General features: G+C 41.4%; 17 protein-coding genes. 14 read left to right on the forward strand and 3 right to left on the reverse strand.

All coding sequences use genetic code 11. From position 1 onward, the window contains the following. Positions 1-268 precede the first annotated feature (268 nt). The 5 genes from EV695_RS09190 to EV695_RS09210 all read left to right on the forward strand — a co-directional run bounded on the left by EV695_RS09190 (position 269) and on the right by EV695_RS09210 (position 5040). Positions 269-1459, forward strand: a complete 1191-nt coding sequence (locus tag EV695_RS09190; protein ID WP_207907027.1) for an ABC transporter substrate-binding protein — start codon at positions 269-271, stop codon at positions 1457-1459. Positions 1460-1649: 190 nt separating this feature from the next. Beyond that, positions 1650-2582 (forward strand): branched-chain amino acid ABC transporter permease, encoded by a 933-nt coding sequence (locus EV695_RS09195; protein WP_131905634.1) that lies wholly within the window; start codon positions 1650-1652, stop codon positions 2580-2582. Then, positions 2575-3570: a branched-chain amino acid ABC transporter permease gene (locus EV695_RS09200; protein WP_131905635.1), complete on the forward strand. Its 996-nt coding sequence runs from the start codon at positions 2575-2577 to the stop codon at positions 3568-3570. The genes EV695_RS09195 and EV695_RS09200 overlap by 8 nt, the downstream gene beginning before the upstream one ends. Next, a complete protein-coding gene (locus tag EV695_RS09205) occupies positions 3563-4348 on the forward strand; it encodes an ABC transporter ATP-binding protein (RefSeq protein WP_207907065.1) in 786 nt (261 codons plus the stop codon). Before EV695_RS09200 ends, EV695_RS09205 begins: the two co-directional genes overlap by 8 nt. Next, positions 4348-5040 carry an ABC transporter ATP-binding protein gene (locus EV695_RS09210; protein WP_131905636.1) on the forward strand — a complete coding sequence of 231 codons (693 nt, stop codon included), beginning with the start codon at positions 4348-4350 and terminating at the stop codon, positions 5038-5040. Before EV695_RS09205 ends, EV695_RS09210 begins: the two co-directional genes overlap by 1 nt. Positions 5041-5152: 112 nt before the next feature. Here EV695_RS09210 and EV695_RS09215 read toward each other — a convergent pair whose 3' ends face one another. After that, on the reverse strand, positions 5153-6190 hold the full coding sequence (locus tag EV695_RS09215) for a zinc-binding alcohol dehydrogenase family protein (RefSeq protein ID WP_131905637.1): 1038 nt from the start codon (positions 6188-6190) through the stop codon (positions 5153-5155). 307 nt (positions 6191-6497) lie between these two features. Here EV695_RS09215 and EV695_RS09220 point away from each other — a divergent pair, with 307 nt between their 5' ends. The 5 genes from EV695_RS09220 (at position 6498) to EV695_RS09240 (ending at position 13742) form a co-directional block, all read left to right on the forward strand. Beyond that, a complete protein-coding gene (locus EV695_RS09220) occupies positions 6498-7625 on the forward strand; it encodes a sulfite oxidase (RefSeq protein ID WP_131905638.1) in 1128 nt (375 codons plus the stop codon). A gap of 449 nt (positions 7626-8074) precedes the next feature. Next, positions 8075-9754: a hypothetical protein gene (locus EV695_RS09225; RefSeq protein ID WP_131905639.1), complete on the forward strand. Its 1680-nt coding sequence runs from the start codon at positions 8075-8077 to the stop codon at positions 9752-9754. A 29-nt stretch (positions 9755-9783) separates the two neighbouring features. Beyond that, the gene (gene murI, locus EV695_RS09230) at positions 9784-10698 is read left to right on the forward strand and encodes a glutamate racemase (protein WP_243651546.1); all 915 of its coding nucleotides are present in this window, start codon (positions 9784-9786) and stop codon (positions 10696-10698) included. Continuing rightward, positions 10691-11227 (forward strand): ribosome biogenesis factor YjgA, encoded by a 537-nt coding sequence (gene yjgA / locus EV695_RS09235; RefSeq protein ID WP_131905640.1) that lies wholly within the window; start codon positions 10691-10693, stop codon positions 11225-11227. Before murI ends, yjgA begins: the two co-directional genes overlap by 8 nt. A 577-nt stretch (positions 11228-11804) precedes the next feature. Then, positions 11805-13742: an acyltransferase family protein gene (locus EV695_RS09240; RefSeq protein ID WP_131905641.1), complete on the forward strand. Its 1938-nt coding sequence runs from the start codon at positions 11805-11807 to the stop codon at positions 13740-13742. Positions 13743-13751: 9 nt separating this feature from the next. Here the strand turns inward: EV695_RS09240 and lipA are convergent, their stop codons facing one another. Next, positions 13752-14699: a lipoyl synthase gene (gene lipA / locus EV695_RS09245; RefSeq protein ID WP_131905642.1), complete on the reverse strand. Its 948-nt coding sequence runs from the start codon at positions 14697-14699 to the stop codon at positions 13752-13754. A 119-nt stretch (positions 14700-14818) separates the two neighbouring features. Between lipA and EV695_RS09250 the strand changes: the two genes are divergently transcribed. Continuing rightward, positions 14819-15196 (forward strand): YqfO family protein, encoded by a 378-nt coding sequence (locus EV695_RS09250; RefSeq protein ID WP_243651547.1) that lies wholly within the window; start codon positions 14819-14821, stop codon positions 15194-15196. Here the strand turns inward: EV695_RS09250 and EV695_RS09255 are convergent. Continuing rightward, entirely contained in the window at positions 15193-15840 is a 648-nt protein-coding gene (locus EV695_RS09255; protein ID WP_131905643.1) for a hypothetical protein, read from the reverse strand. The genes EV695_RS09250 and EV695_RS09255 overlap by 4 nt on opposite strands. 292 nt (positions 15841-16132) lie before the next feature. Here EV695_RS09255 and ubiE point away from each other — a divergent pair, with 292 nt between their 5' ends. The 3 genes from ubiE to ubiB are packed head-to-tail and all read left to right on the forward strand — an operon-like array spanning position 16133 to position 19272. Further along, positions 16133-16891: a bifunctional demethylmenaquinone methyltransferase/2-methoxy-6-polyprenyl-1,4-benzoquinol methylase UbiE gene (gene ubiE / locus EV695_RS09260; protein ID WP_131905644.1), complete on the forward strand. Its 759-nt coding sequence runs from the start codon at positions 16133-16135 to the stop codon at positions 16889-16891. A 52-nt stretch (positions 16892-16943) separates the two neighbouring features. After that, positions 16944-17609, forward strand: a complete 666-nt coding sequence (locus EV695_RS09265; RefSeq protein WP_131905645.1) for a ubiquinone biosynthesis accessory factor UbiJ — start codon at positions 16944-16946, stop codon at positions 17607-17609. Positions 17610-17616: 7 nt separating this feature from the next. Beyond that, on the forward strand, positions 17617-19272 hold the full coding sequence (ubiB, locus tag EV695_RS09270) for a ubiquinone biosynthesis regulatory protein kinase UbiB (RefSeq protein WP_131905646.1): 1656 nt from the start codon (positions 17617-17619) through the stop codon (positions 19270-19272). Positions 19273-19456: the final 184 nt, after the last annotated feature.

Here is a 19456-nt window from a genome sequence, read left to right on the forward strand (position 1 = left end):
ATAACAAAAATATGGAAAAAATATGACAACAAAAACAATCGTGCAGATTGCTTGAATTAATTGCTTTATGCTTGTTTTACTAGCCTACACTAATCGTATTCGATTGAAAATTAATGGAATTGAGGTCACCCCCCTACTTTTAGGCACTTTTTTAAGCGAATCATAGTAGGCGTTTCAACAAAACTTTTCTATACTATTGATTCCACTTGATTCGACTTGATTACATTGCAGTTACCTCTCTGCTCCGTTTAACTTAAAAGGAAATCGTATGACACTTTTTGCAAAGCAAGCTACCAATCTCTTCAAAACAAATCTCTCCATCAAAACAATTGCCATGACCAGTCTGGCTCTCATTTTTACTTCAGCGACAACTATGGCTCAAGCGGATACCACAAAAATCGGTATGATTACGACGCTTTCTGGTGGTGGATCAAGTCTTGGTAAAGATGTCAGAGATGGTTTTCAGTTAGCGCTAAAAATGTCAGACAATAAAGATATTGAGCTTCTCATCGAAGATGATGGCCGTAAACCAGCGAAAGCAGTACAGATCGCAGACAAGTTTATTCAAAAAGATAAAGTCGATATTCTTACCGGTATTATCTTCTCTAATCTGGCGATGGCTGTTATACCTTCAGCGGTTAAGAAAGGCGTTTTTTATGTTAGCCCAAATGCGGGACCTTCGGCATTAGCAGGTAAAGGCTGTCATGAAAACTCATTCAATGTGGCATGGCAGAATGATAATTTACACGAAGCCATGGGTAATTACGCTAACAGCGCAGACCTTAAAAAGACCTTCATTCTGGCGCCAAACTACCCAGCGGGTAAAGACGCATTAACAGGCTACAAACGCTTCTATAAAGGCGAAGTTGCAGGTGAAATCTACACAAAACTCGGTCAAAAAGACTATGCGGTTGAGATTTCTAAAATTAAAGCATCGGGCGCTGATTCTGTATTCTTCTTCCTTCCGGGTGGCATGGGTATCGCATTCATGAAACAGTATTCACAATCTGGTTCAAAAATCCCGGTTATGGGACCTGCGTTCTCATTCGACCAGGGTATTCTGGGTGCAGTTGGCGATGCGGCACTTGGCGTTAAAAACTCATCACAATGGAATAAGGATATCGATAACGAAGCGAATAAAACCTTTGTTGCAGCGTATCAGAAAGAATACAACAAACTTCCATCTCTTTACTCAAGTCAGGGTTACGATGCGGCTAATCTGATTTTATCTGCATTGAAGAAGTCTCCAGTGAGTGATAAAGATGCATTCCGCAAAGCGCTTAAAGCAGCTGACTTTGCATCGCCACGTGGTGATTTCAAATTTGGAAATAACAACTTCCCAATTCAGGACATTTACGTTCGTGAAGTGGTTAAAGAAGGTGATGTTTTGACCAATAAAATCATCAGCAAAGGCCTTGAAAATCATCAGGATGCTTACGCTAAAGATTGTGCGATGTAATTCATTTGATCATTGATTGCTAATCATTGCTCATTCATTGTTCATTAAAATAGTTACATCATATAAGTCACCTCCCTACTTTGGGGCACTTTTTTCTCATTAACGAAATTTGTTACTGAAAAAAGTGCTTATAAGTAGGGGGGTGACTTTTTGTTTCTTTTACTATCCCTAAACGCCCGAATAAATAGATATGACAGCTGCCCTCTTTCTTGAGCAACTCCTTAACGGCTTGCAACTCGGTATGACATTGTTCCTGATGTCAGCTGGTTTGACGCTGGTATTTGGCGTAATGGGTTTGATCAACCTCGCCCACGGCTCACTGTATATGATTGGCGCTTTCTGTTGCGCCACTATCACAAATATGACGGGCTCTTTCTTACTTGGCTTGCTGGCAGGATTTGTCGGTGCAGCGATTGCAGGTTTGATTATCGAGGTTGTTGTGATTCGTAAACTCTACGATCGCGATCATCTCGATCAAGTGCTTGCCACCTTCGCGCTAATTTTGATCATATCTGAAGGCACTAGCTGGATATTTGGCTCATCACCGTTGTATCTCAGCATTCCAAGCTGGTTATCGGGTTCTATACCGCTCTCTTTCGGGGAGGATAGCAATAGTTCCTACCCTATTTACCGCCTGGTTATCATTGCGATTGGCTTGATTATTGCTTACTCACTATATTTATTAATTACCAAAACACGTCTCGGTATGCGTATTCGTGCTGGCGAATCCGATCGTGAGATGATCGCCGCATTAGGCGTAAACATTCGTGTGATTTACTCGCTTATTTTTGCATTAGGTGCAGCACTTGCGGGCTTGGCTGGCTCACTTGTCAGCACACTCTATTCAGTAGAAGTTGGGATGGGCGAACCTGTGTTAATACTTGCCTTGGTGGTGATTGTTATTGGCGGTATCGGTTCGGTCAAAGGTGCTTTGGTCGCTTCTATTCTAGTTGGTTTGGTCGATACATTAGGTCGCGTTTTCTTACCTAATATTCTGGCATTGTTTATCGATAATAGTCAGGTTGCAACGCTGAGTGCATCACTTGCATCGGTGTTGGTTTATATTTTAATGGCTGTGATTCTGGCTATCCGTCCACAAGGATTATTCCCAGCCAATGCTTAATTCTACTCATCAAAAAGGCTTTAAAGAAAAGGCTCTCAACCTGATTATCCTTGGCTTAATTTTTGTTACCGCCTTAGTCACCTATTGGTTAGATCAAGGCTATTACGTCAATTTAGTCTCTCGCGTGGTTATTTTTGCCATTGCCGGTGTTGGTCTTAATCTCGCATTGGGATATGGCGGCATGGTAAGTCTTGGGCATGCCGCATTTTTCGGTATTGGCGGATATATAGCCGGCATTTCAGCCATGCACTTTAGTGAAAGCACCTCATTTATTGCAGGCTTAGACAGCACTAATCAGATGCTTACGATCTGGCTATTTGTCATTATTATTTGTGCCCTTCTCGCCTTGTTTATCGGTTTGATTTCGCTGCGTACTAGCGGTGTCTATTTCATTATGATCACCCTCGCCTTTGCACAAATGGTGTATTACTTTGCGATTTCATGGCCCGATTATGGCGGAGAAGATGGTTTATTAATTTCTAGCAGAAATCAGTTTCTGGGGAACGATACTGATAATGAATTGGTGTTCTTCCTGATCTGTTTTACTGTATTGCTGTTAACTGTATTTCTGAGTTCGCGCATCATACGCTCGCGATTTGGTACGGCATTGCAAGTTGCCAGAATGAATGATGTACGTTTAGCCACAGTTGGCATCAGACCTTATCCAATCAAACTGACAGCTTTTGTGATTTCAGCCGTGATCACTGGCATCGCTGGCGCGTTATTTGCCGATTTAAACCGCTTTGTCAGCCCTGATATGCTCAGTTGGCAGATGTCGGGCGAGATTATTATCTTTATATTACTGGGTGGCGTAGGTCGCTTATCTGGCCCCATTTTAGGTGCTACATTGTTTGTATTGCTCGAAACCTTTATCGGCGGTTATACCGAACACTGGAAGTTATTCCTTGGTCTGGTGTTACTCATTGTGGTGCTATATGCCAATGGCGGTTTGATGAAAATGGTTGTGGGAGAAAAGCAACATGACTAATTCCACCGTTGATACATCAAATAGTACTACATTGGGCAGTACTGTCCTTAAAATAGAAAACCTCACCAAGCGTTATGGGGCTTTAACCGTTAGTGATTCCATTAATTGCGACCTTAAACAAGGCGAAATCCATACTTTAATCGGTCCCAATGGTGCGGGAAAATCTACCCTGGTTGGACAAATCGCAGGATGGATAAAACCAGATTCTGGTTCTATCACGCTTAACGGTACTGATATCACCAATATGAACGTGGCTAAACGCAGCCGCTTAGGTTTAGGCCGCAGTTTTCAGGTATCCTGCCTCGCCATGGAACTAAGCGCGCAACGCAATGTGATGCTCGCGGTTCAGGCACGTCAGGGTTCTAGCTATCGTTTCTGGAAACCGGCAGCCAGTGACCAAAGCCTGATAGACGAAGCCGACAAGATTCTGGATCGATTACACATCAGCGAGTTTAAAGACACGCTGGCTTCACAACTATCCCACGGTAAACGCCGCGAATTAGAAGTTGCCTGCGCCCTCGCCTTACAACCCAAAGTATTATTACTGGATGAGCCAATGGCGGGTTTGGACCCTGCCAGTACACAAGGTTTGATCAACTTTCTGCAAAACCTCAAAGCAGAAATACCTATTTTACTTATCGAACACGATATGGACGCCGTGTTCCAGCTTTCTGATCGCATCTCTGTATTGGTTTATGGCAAACTGATTTTCTCTGGTTCACCCGATCAAATCAAAGCTTCACCAGAAGTAAGAAAAGCCTATCTGGGGGATGACTAATGTCTTTGCTCAGAGTCGAACACATAGCCGTCTTCTATGGCAAATCGCAGGCATTGTTTGATGTCAGTCTTGAGATCAATCCCGGCGAAGTTGTAGCTCTAATGGGGCGTAACGGCGTGGGTAAATCAACCACAATACGCGCTATTTGTAACCTCACCCCCCCACTTACAGGCACTATTTCATTAAACGGTAAAAATCTGGCGAAGTTGCCAACGCATGTCGTTGCACGAAAAGGAATCGGGCTCGTCCCAGAAGGACGCCGTTGTTTTGCGAATTTAACGGTCGAAGAAAACCTGTTAGCGACAGAAAGAAAGGGCCAATGGGATATGCAGAAAATTCATCAGCTGTTCCCTCGATTAGAAGAACGCAGCAAACAATCTGCCGCGACTTTATCGGGCGGCGAACAACAAATGCTAGCGATTGGCCGCGCTTTATTAACCAATCCAAAGTTATTGATTTTAGATGAAGCCACTGAAGGACTTGCCCCTGTAGTCAGGCAAGAAATCTGGGCTGCTATTCATAGACTGAGAGAAAACGGGCAATCGATATTACTCGTCGATAAAACTCTTAAGGAATTACTCCCTGTATGCGATCAATGCTTTATATTGGAGAAAGGCCAATCTGTCTGGAATGGTGCACCACAAGCGTTGACGGATGATATTAGTAGTCGGTATTTGGGAGTTAGTACTTAAGAGTTATTAGTACGTAGAAAGAATCACTTGAAAATTTGAATTTAGAATAATAAAAAGGGTGAATAGATAGTCTCTATTCACCCTTTTTTAATCGTCAAAAGCTTGGTCCTATTTAAAAACCTTCAAGTACCACTTTACCAACCGCTTGATTCGTTTCGATATGAGCATGCGCGCGCTTCAAATTTTCTGCATTTATTGTGCCGTAGTTCTCGCCTAAGGTTGTTTTGATCACACCGTCATCAATCAACTGAGAAATCTGATTCAACAAATCATGCTGTTTTTGCATATCCCATGTATTGAACATTGAACGGGTGTACATCAATTCCCAGTGCAAAGATAAAGATTTAACTTTAAGCAACGTTACATCAAGCCCGTTTTCTGGATCATCGATAAGTGCTAATTTGCCTTGTGGTGCTAACGCTTCTACCAACTGTGGAAAATGCTGTTCTGTATGATTAAGGCTGATAACATGCGTCACATTAACAATACCAAGATCATTTAATTGGGCAACTAAAGGCTGGTGATGATTGATTACATGATCAGCTCCCAGATCACGAACCCATTGCTCGCTTTCTGGACGTGATGCCGTACCGATCACTATTGCATTGGTTAGCTTTTTTGCAAGTTGCGTTAAAATAGAACCCACGCCGCCTGCAGCGCCCATAATCAGGATAGTTGGTTTAGGTGAACCTGCCTCAGCATCTGCATCTGTTTGACCCGGCGTAAAATCTAAACGGGCAAATAACAATTCATACGCCGTAATAGCGGTTAAAGGCATTGCCGCTGCTTCTTCATTCGACAGTGATGATGGTTTTGTACCGACGATGCGCTCATCAACCAATTGAAATTCAGAATTTGAACCCTGGCGCGTAATATCGCCCGCATACCAAACTTGATCACCAACCTTAAATAACTCTGTATCTTCACCGACAGCGACGACTTCTCCTACTGCATCCCAACCGAGAATTTTATGTTGATCACCTTCTGCTTCTGCTCGCATTCTTACTTTAGTATCAACAGGGTTTACTGAAACCGCTGCTACTTTTACTAAAATATCTCGACCAGTTGCTACTGGAGTTTCTATCTCGATATCCATTAATGAGTCTGCTTGATCAATAGGTAACGACTTTAAATATCCGACTGCTTTCATTTTTTATTCCTTTGCTATGCTGTTTCGTTTTGCTTTGCTTTGTTAGTTTAGGTTTGCTCATGTCATTTACCTGTTTTAACGAACACAGGGAAATGACAACTCTGTAATTTATTTGAGAAGTATAGTATTGATATTTTATTGTTTTTCATAAAGAGTGTTAACAGAGAAACATAATCAACATATTTTTGATAATCTATGTTTGATATATGTTTTCTAGGCAGATCATTCATATACTTCTTGCTGTAAGAAATTTTATTGTAATAGATTGTTGCTGTATTAGATTGTGATGATAAAACGGACCAAAGCCATGAAAAAAAAAGATCCAACTGTTAACCCTATTCTGAATCCGGAAAGCAAGAAACACTCAGAAACAGACTTCAATCATTTTGAAGTGCTATTAGCAAATCGTAACTCAGGTATCGCGTTAGAAACCTTACGCCATGATGTTACCCCTATCGGCATGCATTATTTACTCAGTCATTTTGATATCCCTTATGTTCAGGATGAAAAACAATGGTCTTTAGAAATTGGCGGATTGGTCAATAATCCGATGACCCTAGATATGGATTACCTCAAGTCACTCCCACAAATCACTCAGCAAGTAACACTGGAATGCGCAGGTAATGGTCGAGCCTTATTTAAGCCACATTGGCCAAGCATGCCATGGACGTATGAAGCTGTTGGCACAGCAGAGTGGAAAGGCACACGCCTGATTGATGTTTTAAAAACCGCAGATGTTAAAACCGAAGCAATACAATGGGTATTTAGTGGCGCCGATGAAGGCGTTGACTCTGGCGTACAGCATGATTTTTCGCGTGCACTGAGTATCGAAATGGCAAATAACCCAGACATAATGCTGGCATGGGAAATTAACGGCCAATCATTGCCGCCACAACACGGTTTTCCATTACGATTAGTAGTGCCAGGCTGGTACGGAATGGCAAGCGTGAAATGGCTAAACCGCATCGAAGCCATAGACTATGAATTCCAAGGTTATCAGCAAGTTGGAACCTATGTTTATCGTAAAGATAAGGATGATAAAGGCACACCAGTATCAGTAATTCGTGTGAAATCATTGATGGTGCCGCCAGGCAAGCCAGACTGGTATACCCGTAAACGTTTATTAGAAGCTGGTGAAACAATACTGCAAGGACGCGCCTGGTCTGGCTTTGGCACACCAATCACCAAAGTCGAAATTGGAATAAATGATGATTGGTTTGAAGCAGAAGTCTTCCCTGCTAATGAAAAGTACGCCTGGAGCCGCTGGCAATTTAACTGGCAAGCAGAAGCGGGATACCATCAACTCAAGTGCCGAGCCACAGATGCCAATGGCGACACTCAACCACTTGAGCCACCTTGGGATAATTCAGGGTTTGGTAATAATTGTGTTCAGATCACTGAAGTCTGGGTTGAAGATGATTTAAGCAATGTTTAAATCTATTGTTGCTGGGGATTAAAGAACGTCGTTTATTCTGGAATCTACGATGGACTTTTCTGGCTCTTGGTGAAGTTTTGATAGTAGCTTTTGAGTCTTAAGGACAGTAGTTGTTGATCGACCATTGTACATCGACGATTCCTTACGGAATCTACGATGGACTTTCTTGGCTCTTGGTGAGCCTAAGAAAGCCACCTCCCCACTTACGGGCACTTTTTTGCTTGTTTACAAAGTAAACTAACGATTAACCAGAAGTAATTCATAAACTTACATATATTCGTGCAAGCCACTTAAGGAAAGGTTAAAATCGCCTGAACTATTCAAAAGGGGTCTGTCAAAGAAGTAGCAAGCGTATCACGCTTGAGCGCTTTTACAGTTCGAATATAAGGCAAAAAACTCTAGGCAGTTTTGATTTATTTGCCAGAAAATCATAGGAATAAAGAATAAATATGAAGTTATCTATCAAGCTGCTTAGCAGTACACTTTTGGCATCGCTCGTTTTGTCATTATCAACCGCCACACAAGCTGCTCCTGGTAACCGCCTTGGTTATAACACCAGTGGATTACATCATTTAGCTTCATCAAACCCTTTTACCGATATTTTCAAAATATCACGCGGCTGGATAACATCGTGTGAATTTAACTGGCAACAAAATCGCCCTATTGACCCTGGTTGTACAAAGAAGACATCTTTTAATACCAAAGAATCTGACCAGGTTCCTGTTGACAGAAATGGTTGGCCAACGCGTTTGCCTGCACGTGCCGAACGCCCAATTTACACATCGATCAATGCAATCTGGGATATGCCAGACAACTTCCCTGTCGGCAAACATTTCGTGACCTACGAAGGTGATGCAGACATTAAAGTACATGGCGATGTAGAAGTAACACGTCAGATTCCAGGCCGCATCGACTTTAATTTACGTTCGGCTAAACGTAATCTACGTTTACATATTACCCGTATCAACCCGCGCAATTACATTCGCAACATCAAAGTAATTCCGCAGAAGTATGCGAGCATTTATACCCGTCAGACCTTCAACCCGGAATACTTAAAGACTTCACGTAACTTTAATTCTATTCGCTTCATGCCTTGGCAGAATACTAAATTAACCAAGCTGGCAGAGTGGCATCAACGCGCTACTCCACAGTCTGCATTTTACAATCACAATGCTGGTATGCCTGTTGAAACGATGGTCGATCTAGCGAACCAAAGTCAGGCTGATCCATGGTTTTCAATGCCACATTTAGCGTCGGATGATTTCTATCGCAAGTTCGCACAAACCGTTAAAGCTCGCTTAAACGGTAGACACAAAGTGTATGTTGAGAACTCTAATGAAATCTGGAACTCAATGTACCCAGCTACTCACGATGCAACTCGCAAAGCCCTTAAGTTGTGGCCACGCGGTAAACTAGACATCAAAAACGTTGGTACTCGTCGTTTGTTCTTAGCGCTTAACTACAACGCTAAACGTAGCCGTGAAATGTGCCGTATCTTCAAGCAGGTATTAGGCAATCGCGCTGTTTGTGTTGTATCTGCTTATGGATCTGCACCAAAAATGGCTGAAGAATTAATGACCTGCCCATTAGCGGGTGGAGATTGTTACAAATCTTTTGATGCTTATGCAGTAGCACCCTATTTTGGTGATTACATTGCACGTATTGAGAACCGTCCTTTAGTGAAACGTTGGGCAGCTTCTGGCAGCAATGGCGTTAACCAACTGTTTAGAGAGATCATGAATGGCGGACTTGCAAAAGATAATTACCCAGGCGGCGCAATTGAAAATGCTATTCAGGACCGTGTGGTTAAAAATGTGGCAATTACCAAAAAGTACGGTGTGCAATTACTCGCTTATGAAGGCGGACAGCATTTACTTCGTGTTGATGGCCAGCATCGCATTAAAGATCCACGTGTCTTTAGCCTGTTCGCGAATGCGAATAAGAACCCACAAATGGGTAACGCATATACCAAGTACTTAAGAGCCTGGAATCGCGCGGGTGGCGGCATGTTAATGCACTTTAATGGCATTGCTGCAATTGATGATCGTAATTACTTCCCAATGCTAGAAAAAGCGGGAACAACGTCACCGAAATATAACGCCATGATCAATTATATTCGTGGACGTTAAGATCGCCTAACAACGCACAGTATTTCAAAATGTCATTTAGCATGGGTGATTCAGGTGATCCTTGCCCAATCGGTGTTTTTGATTCAGGACTTGGTGGACTTTCCGTACTTCGGGAAATCCACCAACTTCTTCCCCATGAAAATCTCATCTATGTTGGTGATTCAGCGCACGCGCCCTATGGCGACAACAGTGCTGAATACGTCCGCAACCGATCACTCATCGTTTCTGAATTCCTCTTGGACCAAGGTGTAAAAGCCATTGTCGTTGCCTGCAATACAGCAACTGCCGAGGCGATTGATCTTTTAAGAGTGACTCTAGATGTTCCTGTGATTGGCCTGGAACCAGCCATTAAACCCGCTAGCAAATTGAGTAAGAATGGCATTATTGGTGTTCTTGCAACTCAACGGACGATAAACAGTGAGCGACTTCTGGGTTTAACAGAACAATATGCGGCAGATAAACGCGTATTAGCTCAGGCATGTCCCGGATTGGTAGAGCAAGTAGAAGCATGTGAACTTGAATCTGAAAAGACAAAAGACTTATTGAAGCACTACATCACCCCCCTACTTACAGAGGGTGTTGATGCATTAATTCTTGGCTGCACACATTACCCTTTCTTGATCGACGCCATTCGAGATATTACTAACGGCATCGGCGCAGGCATAAATAAAGACAAAAATATTGAAATCTTAGAAACAGGCAAGCCAGTTGCCGTGCAATTACAGCGCGTGTTGGAACAGCATGATCTACAAAGAATCGTGCATGGAAACACTTATTCCGCAGACGAAAAACAAAACCATTTGAGTAACATCAGCTTTTATAACAGCAGTAAAGACCCAGTCACCCTTAATAGTATGAAACAGCTATGGCAACGAAGTTTGCAGAAATCAATCAATCCCATAGCCATAAAAGCCCTTCCTGCGCTAGAATACGGCCATGACTGATAATTCACACCAACTTGACGATATAAACCCACACACGGGCGAGCCTTACAAAATTCGCCCGAATAAGACCCAGCTAAAACGCGAGATGAAGGTCTTGCATGATCTTGGGCGCGAACTTGTAGAGCTTGCACAAAATAAACTGGATGAAGTAACCCTGTCTGAGCGTATGTATGATGCGGTGGTTTCTGCCAAAAAGATGAAAAAAGCGGCTTTACAACGGCAATTTCGTTTCATCTCAAGCATTATGGACGAAGAAGACGTTGATACGATTCAACTAGAGCTAAAGCAATTAGCACTTCCGCAACAAAAAGAGGTTGAGGCATTACATCAGCTTGAAAACTGGCGAGACCAATTAATTGCGGGTGACAATGCTCTGATTGAACAGCTAGTGACTGAAATCGAAGCAGATAGGCAACACATCCGACAATTAGTCAGAAACGCCAATAAAGAAACACAACAGAATAAACCACCGAAATCTTCACGCTTACTATTCCAATACTTAAAAGAACTTCAAGAGAACGCTGAATAGTTTTGTATTAAGGAAAATTGCCCTGAAATTAAAGTAAATCCAAAGTATCAATAAGCTCTTATCCAGCGTAAACACTGTACATCGACGATTCCTTACGGAATCTGCGATGGAGTTTGGCTAACTTAGCGTTTCGTTTGTTGAAACGGATAATTCGATAATTTGGCTTTCCATTTCTGGCTCTTGGTGATCCTTAAAAAGCCACCCCCCTACTTATAAGCCTTTTTTTATTTCTTATCTAAACGCTTAATCGTTAAATAACCCAAATGCCTATTTTCAGGAATCTTCTTCTGCTTATCTGCAAGTGTTAGTAAATTGCATGAAAAGCGTTAAAATGGTTCACTAATATATATTGACCACATTACAATGAAAAATAAGCATTAGGCAATGTATGACTAAACAACTTTAAGTCTCTAATTATCCTAAATAAATCCATTTTTACCATTCAGGTTTTTACTAATAATAGTTATGAAAGAAAAACACACCTTAACGCAGTTTCACAATTTTCATTTTCAAATGCTTGTTTGAATCTATTTCTATAGAACGTTAATAGACAGATATTGAATAGTTGAGACCACCATTGAATTTTAGAGAAGACATAAATGGATTAAGAGCTATCGCTGTAATGGTAGTAATGCTTTTCCATTTCGAACCCGCATGGGCTCCTGGTGGATTTGCGGGTGTCGATATTTTCTTTGTTATTTCAGGCTTTTTGATGACTGGAATAATTTTTAAGGGCATTGCAAACGATAGTTTTTCAATCTTAAGGTTTTATGCTGCCAGAGCCAATAGAATCATACCTCCGTTATTTGCGCTCTGTGCCACACTGTTAATCATAGGCTGGTTTGTATTAACCCCTGCGGATTACAGAAACCTCGGGATTAACTCAGCCGCAAGTTCGGTGTTTATTTCAAATATCATCTACTGGCTTGAATCGAGTTACTTTGCTCCTGGTGTTGAAAATAATCTGTTACTACACACATGGTCTTTATCCGTGGAATGGCAGTTCTATCTCATATATCCGGTTTTTCTGCTCTTTTTAAGTAAATTTCTATCGATTAATAACATCAAAAAATTACTGATAGTAATCACACTACTGGGCTTCAGCTATAATTTATACGCCAGTGTATACAGCCCGAGCGCTGCTTACTACTTATTGGGATCACGATTTTGGGAGATGACCATTGGTGGTCTGGCTTTCTTATACCCCATTGCTTTTACAAGAAAAAAGAGCATCGAAGCAATCGGTTTATTGCTTATTTTGGCGTCGTTCATCTTTGTTACCAAGAATGATTTATGGCCGGGTTATATGTCGTTACTGCCTGTTGTTGGTGCTTACTTAATTATCATCAGTCATACCGAAAATTCACCTTTTACGACAAATCGACTCTCACTTTTTATCGGTAAGATTTCTTATTCAATTTATCTGTGGCACTGGATTGTGCATGTATTCTTATTCAAAAATGAATACGACAATCTTTACAGTAAAGTTTTTGGCATTTTAGTGTCTATTGTACTTGGTTATATTTCGTATTCCTTGTTTGAAAAGAAAAGGTATAAATTAGAAAATATTACTTTCAAAAACTTAATAACCTTCAAACCTCTGATTTTATCATTCGCTATTTTCGGGCTTTCTGCGGGTATTTACCTTTTCAATGGCATGTTGAATTACACCTACTTAAGTCATCCGGAAGCATCCGATTACATTTCCAAATACGAAAACTATATGGAGCGTAAAGACGTTAAAGAAAACTACGGCGTATTGAATATCGATAACAGATATGAGTCTTCGACATCGACATCGACATCTACTTCATCAAATATAGATTCCAACCTTAAACAAAATGATGGTGTGTTTCTGTGGGGAGATTCTCATGCAGATGCCCTCGCCTATGGTCTAGAGAAAATATTTAAAGCGAATAACGTTAAATTTCAGGCAACTACAGCTCAGTCTTGCGGTGCGGGTTTAGGCATTGGTGCAAATATAAAGAAAAAGGGCACGGATGACTATAAGCAATGCGTTGAAAGCAATACCTTTGCAGTCGACTTTATAAAAACACATAAACCTTCTGTAGTGATATTTGCCCAACATAAAGACCATGATCTGAACAACTTTGATCAAATAGTCGATGAAATAGCAAATAAAAATATTAGCTACATCATCGTCGGGCCAGTACCACAATGGAGAGGCACTTTACCCTCCAGAATTGCATACACTTCGTTAGATCCTAAAGATAAGTACCTGGGCAGTATTCGACCCTGGATTCTTCCTCTGGATCAAAAAATGCAACAGAAATACCAACAGAATAAGAATATTCGTTACCTATCTCTGATAGATAGGCTTTGTACGAAAGACGATAAATGTCTGGCTAAAGTAGATGATAAGAATAGCCCTCTGGTGTGGGACTATGGACATCTCAGTCTGGAAGGCTCTTATTATGTGGGGCAAAACATTATTTACCCCGAAATAAGTAATCTTATCAATCAGTCTGCAATGACAAGCCAGATCGAGCAATAACTATAACGTTTAAATAACGCCTGCTGCCTGCTCATCAGCAAAATAAGATGATCGCACCATTGGACCACTGGCAACATGCGAGAATCCCATCTCGTAACCTACCACTTCTAGTTCTTTAAATTCATCTGGGGTTACGAATCTTTCCACCGGCAAATGATCAAGACTGGGTTGTAGGTATTGACCAAGGGTTAACATTTCACAATCGTGATCGCGTAAGTCCTGCATAACTGCCTTGACTTCGTCAATCTCTTCACCAAGTCCTAGCATTAAACCGGATTTAGTCGGAACTCCCGGGTGCATTGCTTTGAATTTCTTAATTAAATCCAGTGACCATTGATAATCAGAACCAGGACGTGATTGCTTATACAAGCGAGGCACTGTTTCTAAATTATGATTGAATACGTTAGGCGGAGATTTAGTCATGATTTCAAGAGCGATATCCATACGGCCTCTAAAATCAGGCGTTAGGATTTCTATTTGAATGTCTGGGTTACTCTCACGAACTGCATTTATGCAATCGACAAAATGTTGTGCTCCACCATCACGTAAGTCATCACGATCTACAGAGGTAATAACAACATATCGCAGTGCCATTGCTTTGATGGTTTCTGCAAGACTTGCTGGTTCATCTACATTTAACGGTTCTGGACGACCATGACCAACATCACAAAACGGACAACGTCGCGTACAGATATCACCCATAATCATGAAAGTAGCAGTACCTTTTGTGAAACACTCACCTAAATTTGGGCATGCAGCTTCTTCACACACAGTCACTAATTTCTGTTCACGCAATACTTCTTTTAATCGCCTGACTTCAGGCGTAGTTGGCGCTTTGGCACGTATCCATGAAGGTTTACGTTTGATTTCTGTACTTGGTATGACTTTTATCGGGATTCGCGCTACTTTTTCTGCACCACGTAGTTTCACACCCTGTTCTGCTTTCTTCACACTCATATTCGTCCTAAACTCTTCTTGGCCTTTAGCTACTTATATCGCCACAAGCTCATTTTAGTCTTACACTTATTACAAATCGTAACTGTGCTATTCATTAAGTAATAGAGGATTATATCGCCATGTCTAAACAATACCAAGACTCCAATCAAGAAACGCTGAATACCCCATCTCAATCCATCAGCAATTTATTTCAAATCAGCTTCTACGTTCCAGTCAAAGATTGCGAAGCGGTCAAACAAGCCATGTTTGATGCTGGTGCGGGTATTGTTGGAAATTATCAGGAATGCGCGTGGCAAACGTTAGGGAAAGGTCAATTTAAACCATTGCCAGGAAGTAAACCCCATATCGGTGAGGTTAATACGCTTGAAAGCCTAGAAGAATTCAAGGTCGAAATGGTTTGTGCCGATGAATACCTGGAACCGGTCGTTCAGGCATTAAAAAGCAGCCACCCCTACGAGGTGCCTGCTTTTTCTGTGATAAAGCTTGAAGCGTTTTAACGAATTCTTCGAACGACTCTAACTGCACTGCTATTTGATGCATTCAAACCATCAACACGAATACAATCCGCATGATTTTTATGATTTGGGTTATGCGCTTTTCTATGAACCTTAGCTGCGCGCTTTACTTTAGTCGTATTCAATACAGCTTGAGCTTGACGGTAAAAGTTAGCGTCGACTGTTTGTAAGCGATTTGCTTGTAAACCGCGAGTCGCTTTTTTGATAAAAATAGCACTATTATTCATGGCATCAACGCGAATACAATCTGCATGGTTCTTGTGATTAGGATTGTGAGCGTGGTGTTTCTTATGCATTCTATGTTTTTTGTGCATGCGCTTTTTGTGCATTTTTGGCTTAACGCGCATCTTTGCACCAGGCGTCCAATTCTTGCCTTTGTAGTTCTTAGTCGCCTTCGACTCAGGGCAATTAGTACGGTAGTAATACCCTTTTCCACGTTGCGCTATATAGTTGTCATGAGCTGCCCAACCTCGAAATTGACCACCGTAAGCACGTACATTTTTAGCAGCGGCTCCGCACATATTCATTTCGTCAGTATCTGGCCATGCGTAAGCTGGCAGTGTCAAAACACTTCCAAAACTGAGGATTAGTAATAAAACCAATCGTTTGATTGATACAATTTTCATTGAGATAGTCTCCATACTATTTTATAACTTGCTTTAAACTTCCAAAAACATCCATTTTAGGAAGTGTTTAAACCTTGATAGTGTTTAGTGGCGAAGTTGCCATTAAATAGTTCATAAACACGCTTCAGTGATTAAAATATCAAGGTACGCCTGTAATATTATTGATATCATAGCTCACAAATTTATTAACTTATTTACTAAAACACTGTTTTGATTAATATTTAAACAGCCTATATCTATTTATAAATTATAGAAATAAGCCCCGTTTTAAGTAATAACCAGGTATCCAATTATGTCTAAACAAGATGTTCAAGAGACTACGCATTTCGGTTACGAACAAGTACCAGTAACCGATAAAGCGAGCAAAGTAGCAGACGTATTCCATTCTGTTGCAGATAAGTACGACATAATGAATGATTTAATGTCGGCTGGCGTACACCGTTTATGGAAGCGATATACGATAGAAACATCAGGCGCTAAAAAAGGCGACACTATTCTTGATTTAGCAGGTGGCACTGGGGATTTAGCGGCAAAATTTGCCCGTATAGTCGGCCCTAATGGTCTAGTCACACTCTCGGATATTAACGGCTCGATGCTTGAAAATGGCCGTCAGCGATTAACCAATATGGGTATTGCAGGCAATATCGAATACGTACAGGCGAATGCCGAATGCCTACCATTTGCAGACAATAAATACGACCTGATTACCATCGCTTTTGGCTTACGAAATGTAACGGATAAAGATGCGGCCTTAAAATCTATGTATCGCGTTTTGAAACCGGGTGGAAAGTTAATGATTCTCGAGTTTTCAAAACCTGTCGTACCTGGTCTGAGTACTATTTACGATCAGTATTCTTTTAAATTATTACCACTCATTGGTAAAGTCGTAGCGAATGATGAAGACAGTTATCGCTACCTTGCAGAATCCATCCGAATGCACCCCGATCAGGAAACATTGAAAGGCATGATGGACGAAGCAGGCTTTGAACGTACCTCGTATCACAATATGACAGGCGGAGTTGTTGCGTTACATACAGGATATAAATTTTAAGTTATCTGTAGTCATCGCTATTACAATTATCTCTTATTAAAGAATACGCTCAATGAAACTTCCCATACCCTTTCTATCAGCCATCGAGACAGCCATAAATACCTGGATGAAACTTGATGGCGAGTCTTTGGAAAAACTGAAGCCCTTAGAAGGAAAAATCATTCGTTTTCACATAACGGGGCTCGAGCTGAATTTATACTTTCTTCCTGCTGTTGCTGGCATAAGCGTTCTTGGTAATTACCCCAAAGAAAATGAAGGCGGAATGGTCGATGCCACGATTCATGGATCACCAATGGCATTGATTCGTTTGAGCACTGCCGAGAACTCTGGGGAAACATTACTCAAGAGCGATGTTGAGATAGACGGAGATATGCGTGTTGCAGAAAAATTCAGCGCTGTTCTCAGAGAGATAGATATCGATTGGGAAGAACACTTATCCAGATTAGTCGGAGATATTGTTGCACATCAGGCAGGACAGTTTATTCGCGGGGCAAGTCGCTGGTTGAATGAAACCAATGATGCAATGAAAATGAATACCGCAGAATATATTAATGAAGAAGCTAAGCTCTCTCCTGCTGATGCAGAAGTAAAATATTATATGGATCAGGTAGATGATTTAAGAATGGGCGTTGATAGACTCGATGCGAGAATTTCAAACCTCACTTCAAATCTTAAAAAATCTGACAACGCTTCAATAAGCAATAACAAAAAAGCATAAAACACCCATGAATCTTTTCTCTCAGCTTTATCGGCTCTTCGTCATTAATCGCGTCCTGATTCGTCACAACCTCGATGAATTGATTTACGCCATTCCTGCTTTCCGTCCTTTGCGATTTATTTATCACATATCTCCGTGGAACTGGAAAAAAGAAGAACGTGCTCCCCGTGGTGAACGCATCAGAAAAGCATTGGAAGATCTTGGACCCGTATTCGTAAAATTTGGACAAGTGCTCTCAACGAGACGGGATATGTTACCCGACGATTTAGCAGATGAACTCGCCAAGTTGCAGGATAACGTGCCGCCTTTCTCAGGCAAATTAGCCCGTGAAATTATTGAAAAGTCTTTAGGCAAGTCAGTTAACGAACTCTTTCAAGACTTCGATGAAACACCCCTCGCGTCGGCATCTATCGCACAGGTGCATACCGCTACCTTACAGGATGGTAAAGAAGCAATCGTCAAAGTCGTTCGACCTGGCATAGAAAAAACCATTCGTCACGATATCGACTTAATGCTTTTCATCGCAAAAATGGTGAATCGTTTTAGCGCTGTCGGTAAACGTTTACGACCTGTAGAAGTGGTACAGGATTATGAAAAAGTTATATTTGATGAGCTAGATTTAGGCCGAGAAGCCGCCAATGCCAGTCAATTAAGACGTAATCATTCTGGCACAAAAGATCTGTATGTACCCGATGTATACTGGGATTACTGCGCTGAAAATGTAATGGTCATGGAGCGCATCTATGGCGTTCCAGCTGGCGACATCAAACAACTACATGCTAACGGTGTAGACATGAAGGTTCTCGGCGAACGCGCTGTTGATATCTTTTTCACCCAGGCATTAACACATAACTTCTTTCACGCTGATATGCACCCCGGGAATATTTTTATCGATATCAGTAACCCTAAAGACCCCACTTTTATCGGTGTGGACTTTGGCATCATGGGTTCTTTAGAGGCTCAAGACCAACGCTATCTCGCGGAAAATTTACACGCCTTTTTTAACCGCGATTATAAACGTGTCGCCGAAGTCCATATAGAATCTGGATGGGTACCGTCTCATACCAAAGCCAGTGAGTTTGAGGCAGCGATACGTACCGTCTGCGAGCCTATCTTTCAGTTACCTATCAAAGATATTTCATACGGCAAACTATTGCTGAGGCTGTTCCAGACTGCGCGACGCTTTAATATGGAAGTGCAACCACAACTGGTGTTACTGCAAAAAACACTGCTAAATATCGAAGGCATGGGTCGTGAACTCTACCCAGATCTGGATTTATGGGTAACCGCCAAACCTTTCATACAGCGTTGGATGGATGAACAATCCGGCATCAGATCATTATTCAATGGTGCTAAGGAAAACTTACCCAAATTCGTCGAACAGTTGCCACACATGCCGGTGATGATTAATGAAGTGATCCGCCAAATTCATGAAAAAAATAGCAATTCAGAATCTGAATCACGACAGATTCAAGCACTGCGTGAAGAGATTAAACAAGCCAATCAAAGAACCACTTATACCGTCACTGGTGGTGTGTTAATTATTAGTGCCGTTCTTTCTAGCTCTCCATTGCTTCTGGTGTCTTCTTACACCTCTCCCATATCCTTAGGCCTTGGTTCATTGGGAATTGCGTTGTTAGCATTTGGATTAATGAAGAAATAAAAGTCCTCTTTTTTCTTAGGCACCCCCCTACTTATAGGGCTTTTTTTTAATTGCTAATGTTGTCTATGTCTATAGGCTTTCTAAACGGCTAAGGACTTTATTTGGCTAATGGTTTCATCATTCGCTATTAGCTTATCTTCATTTAATCATCTTTATCAATAAGCCCAGATTAAACCTGTAATTC

Origin of the sequence: Cocleimonas flava, from assembly GCF_004339015.1 — a bacterium.
In the GTDB taxonomy this organism is placed as follows: Bacteria; Pseudomonadota; Gammaproteobacteria; order Thiotrichales; family Thiotrichaceae; genus Cocleimonas; species Cocleimonas flava.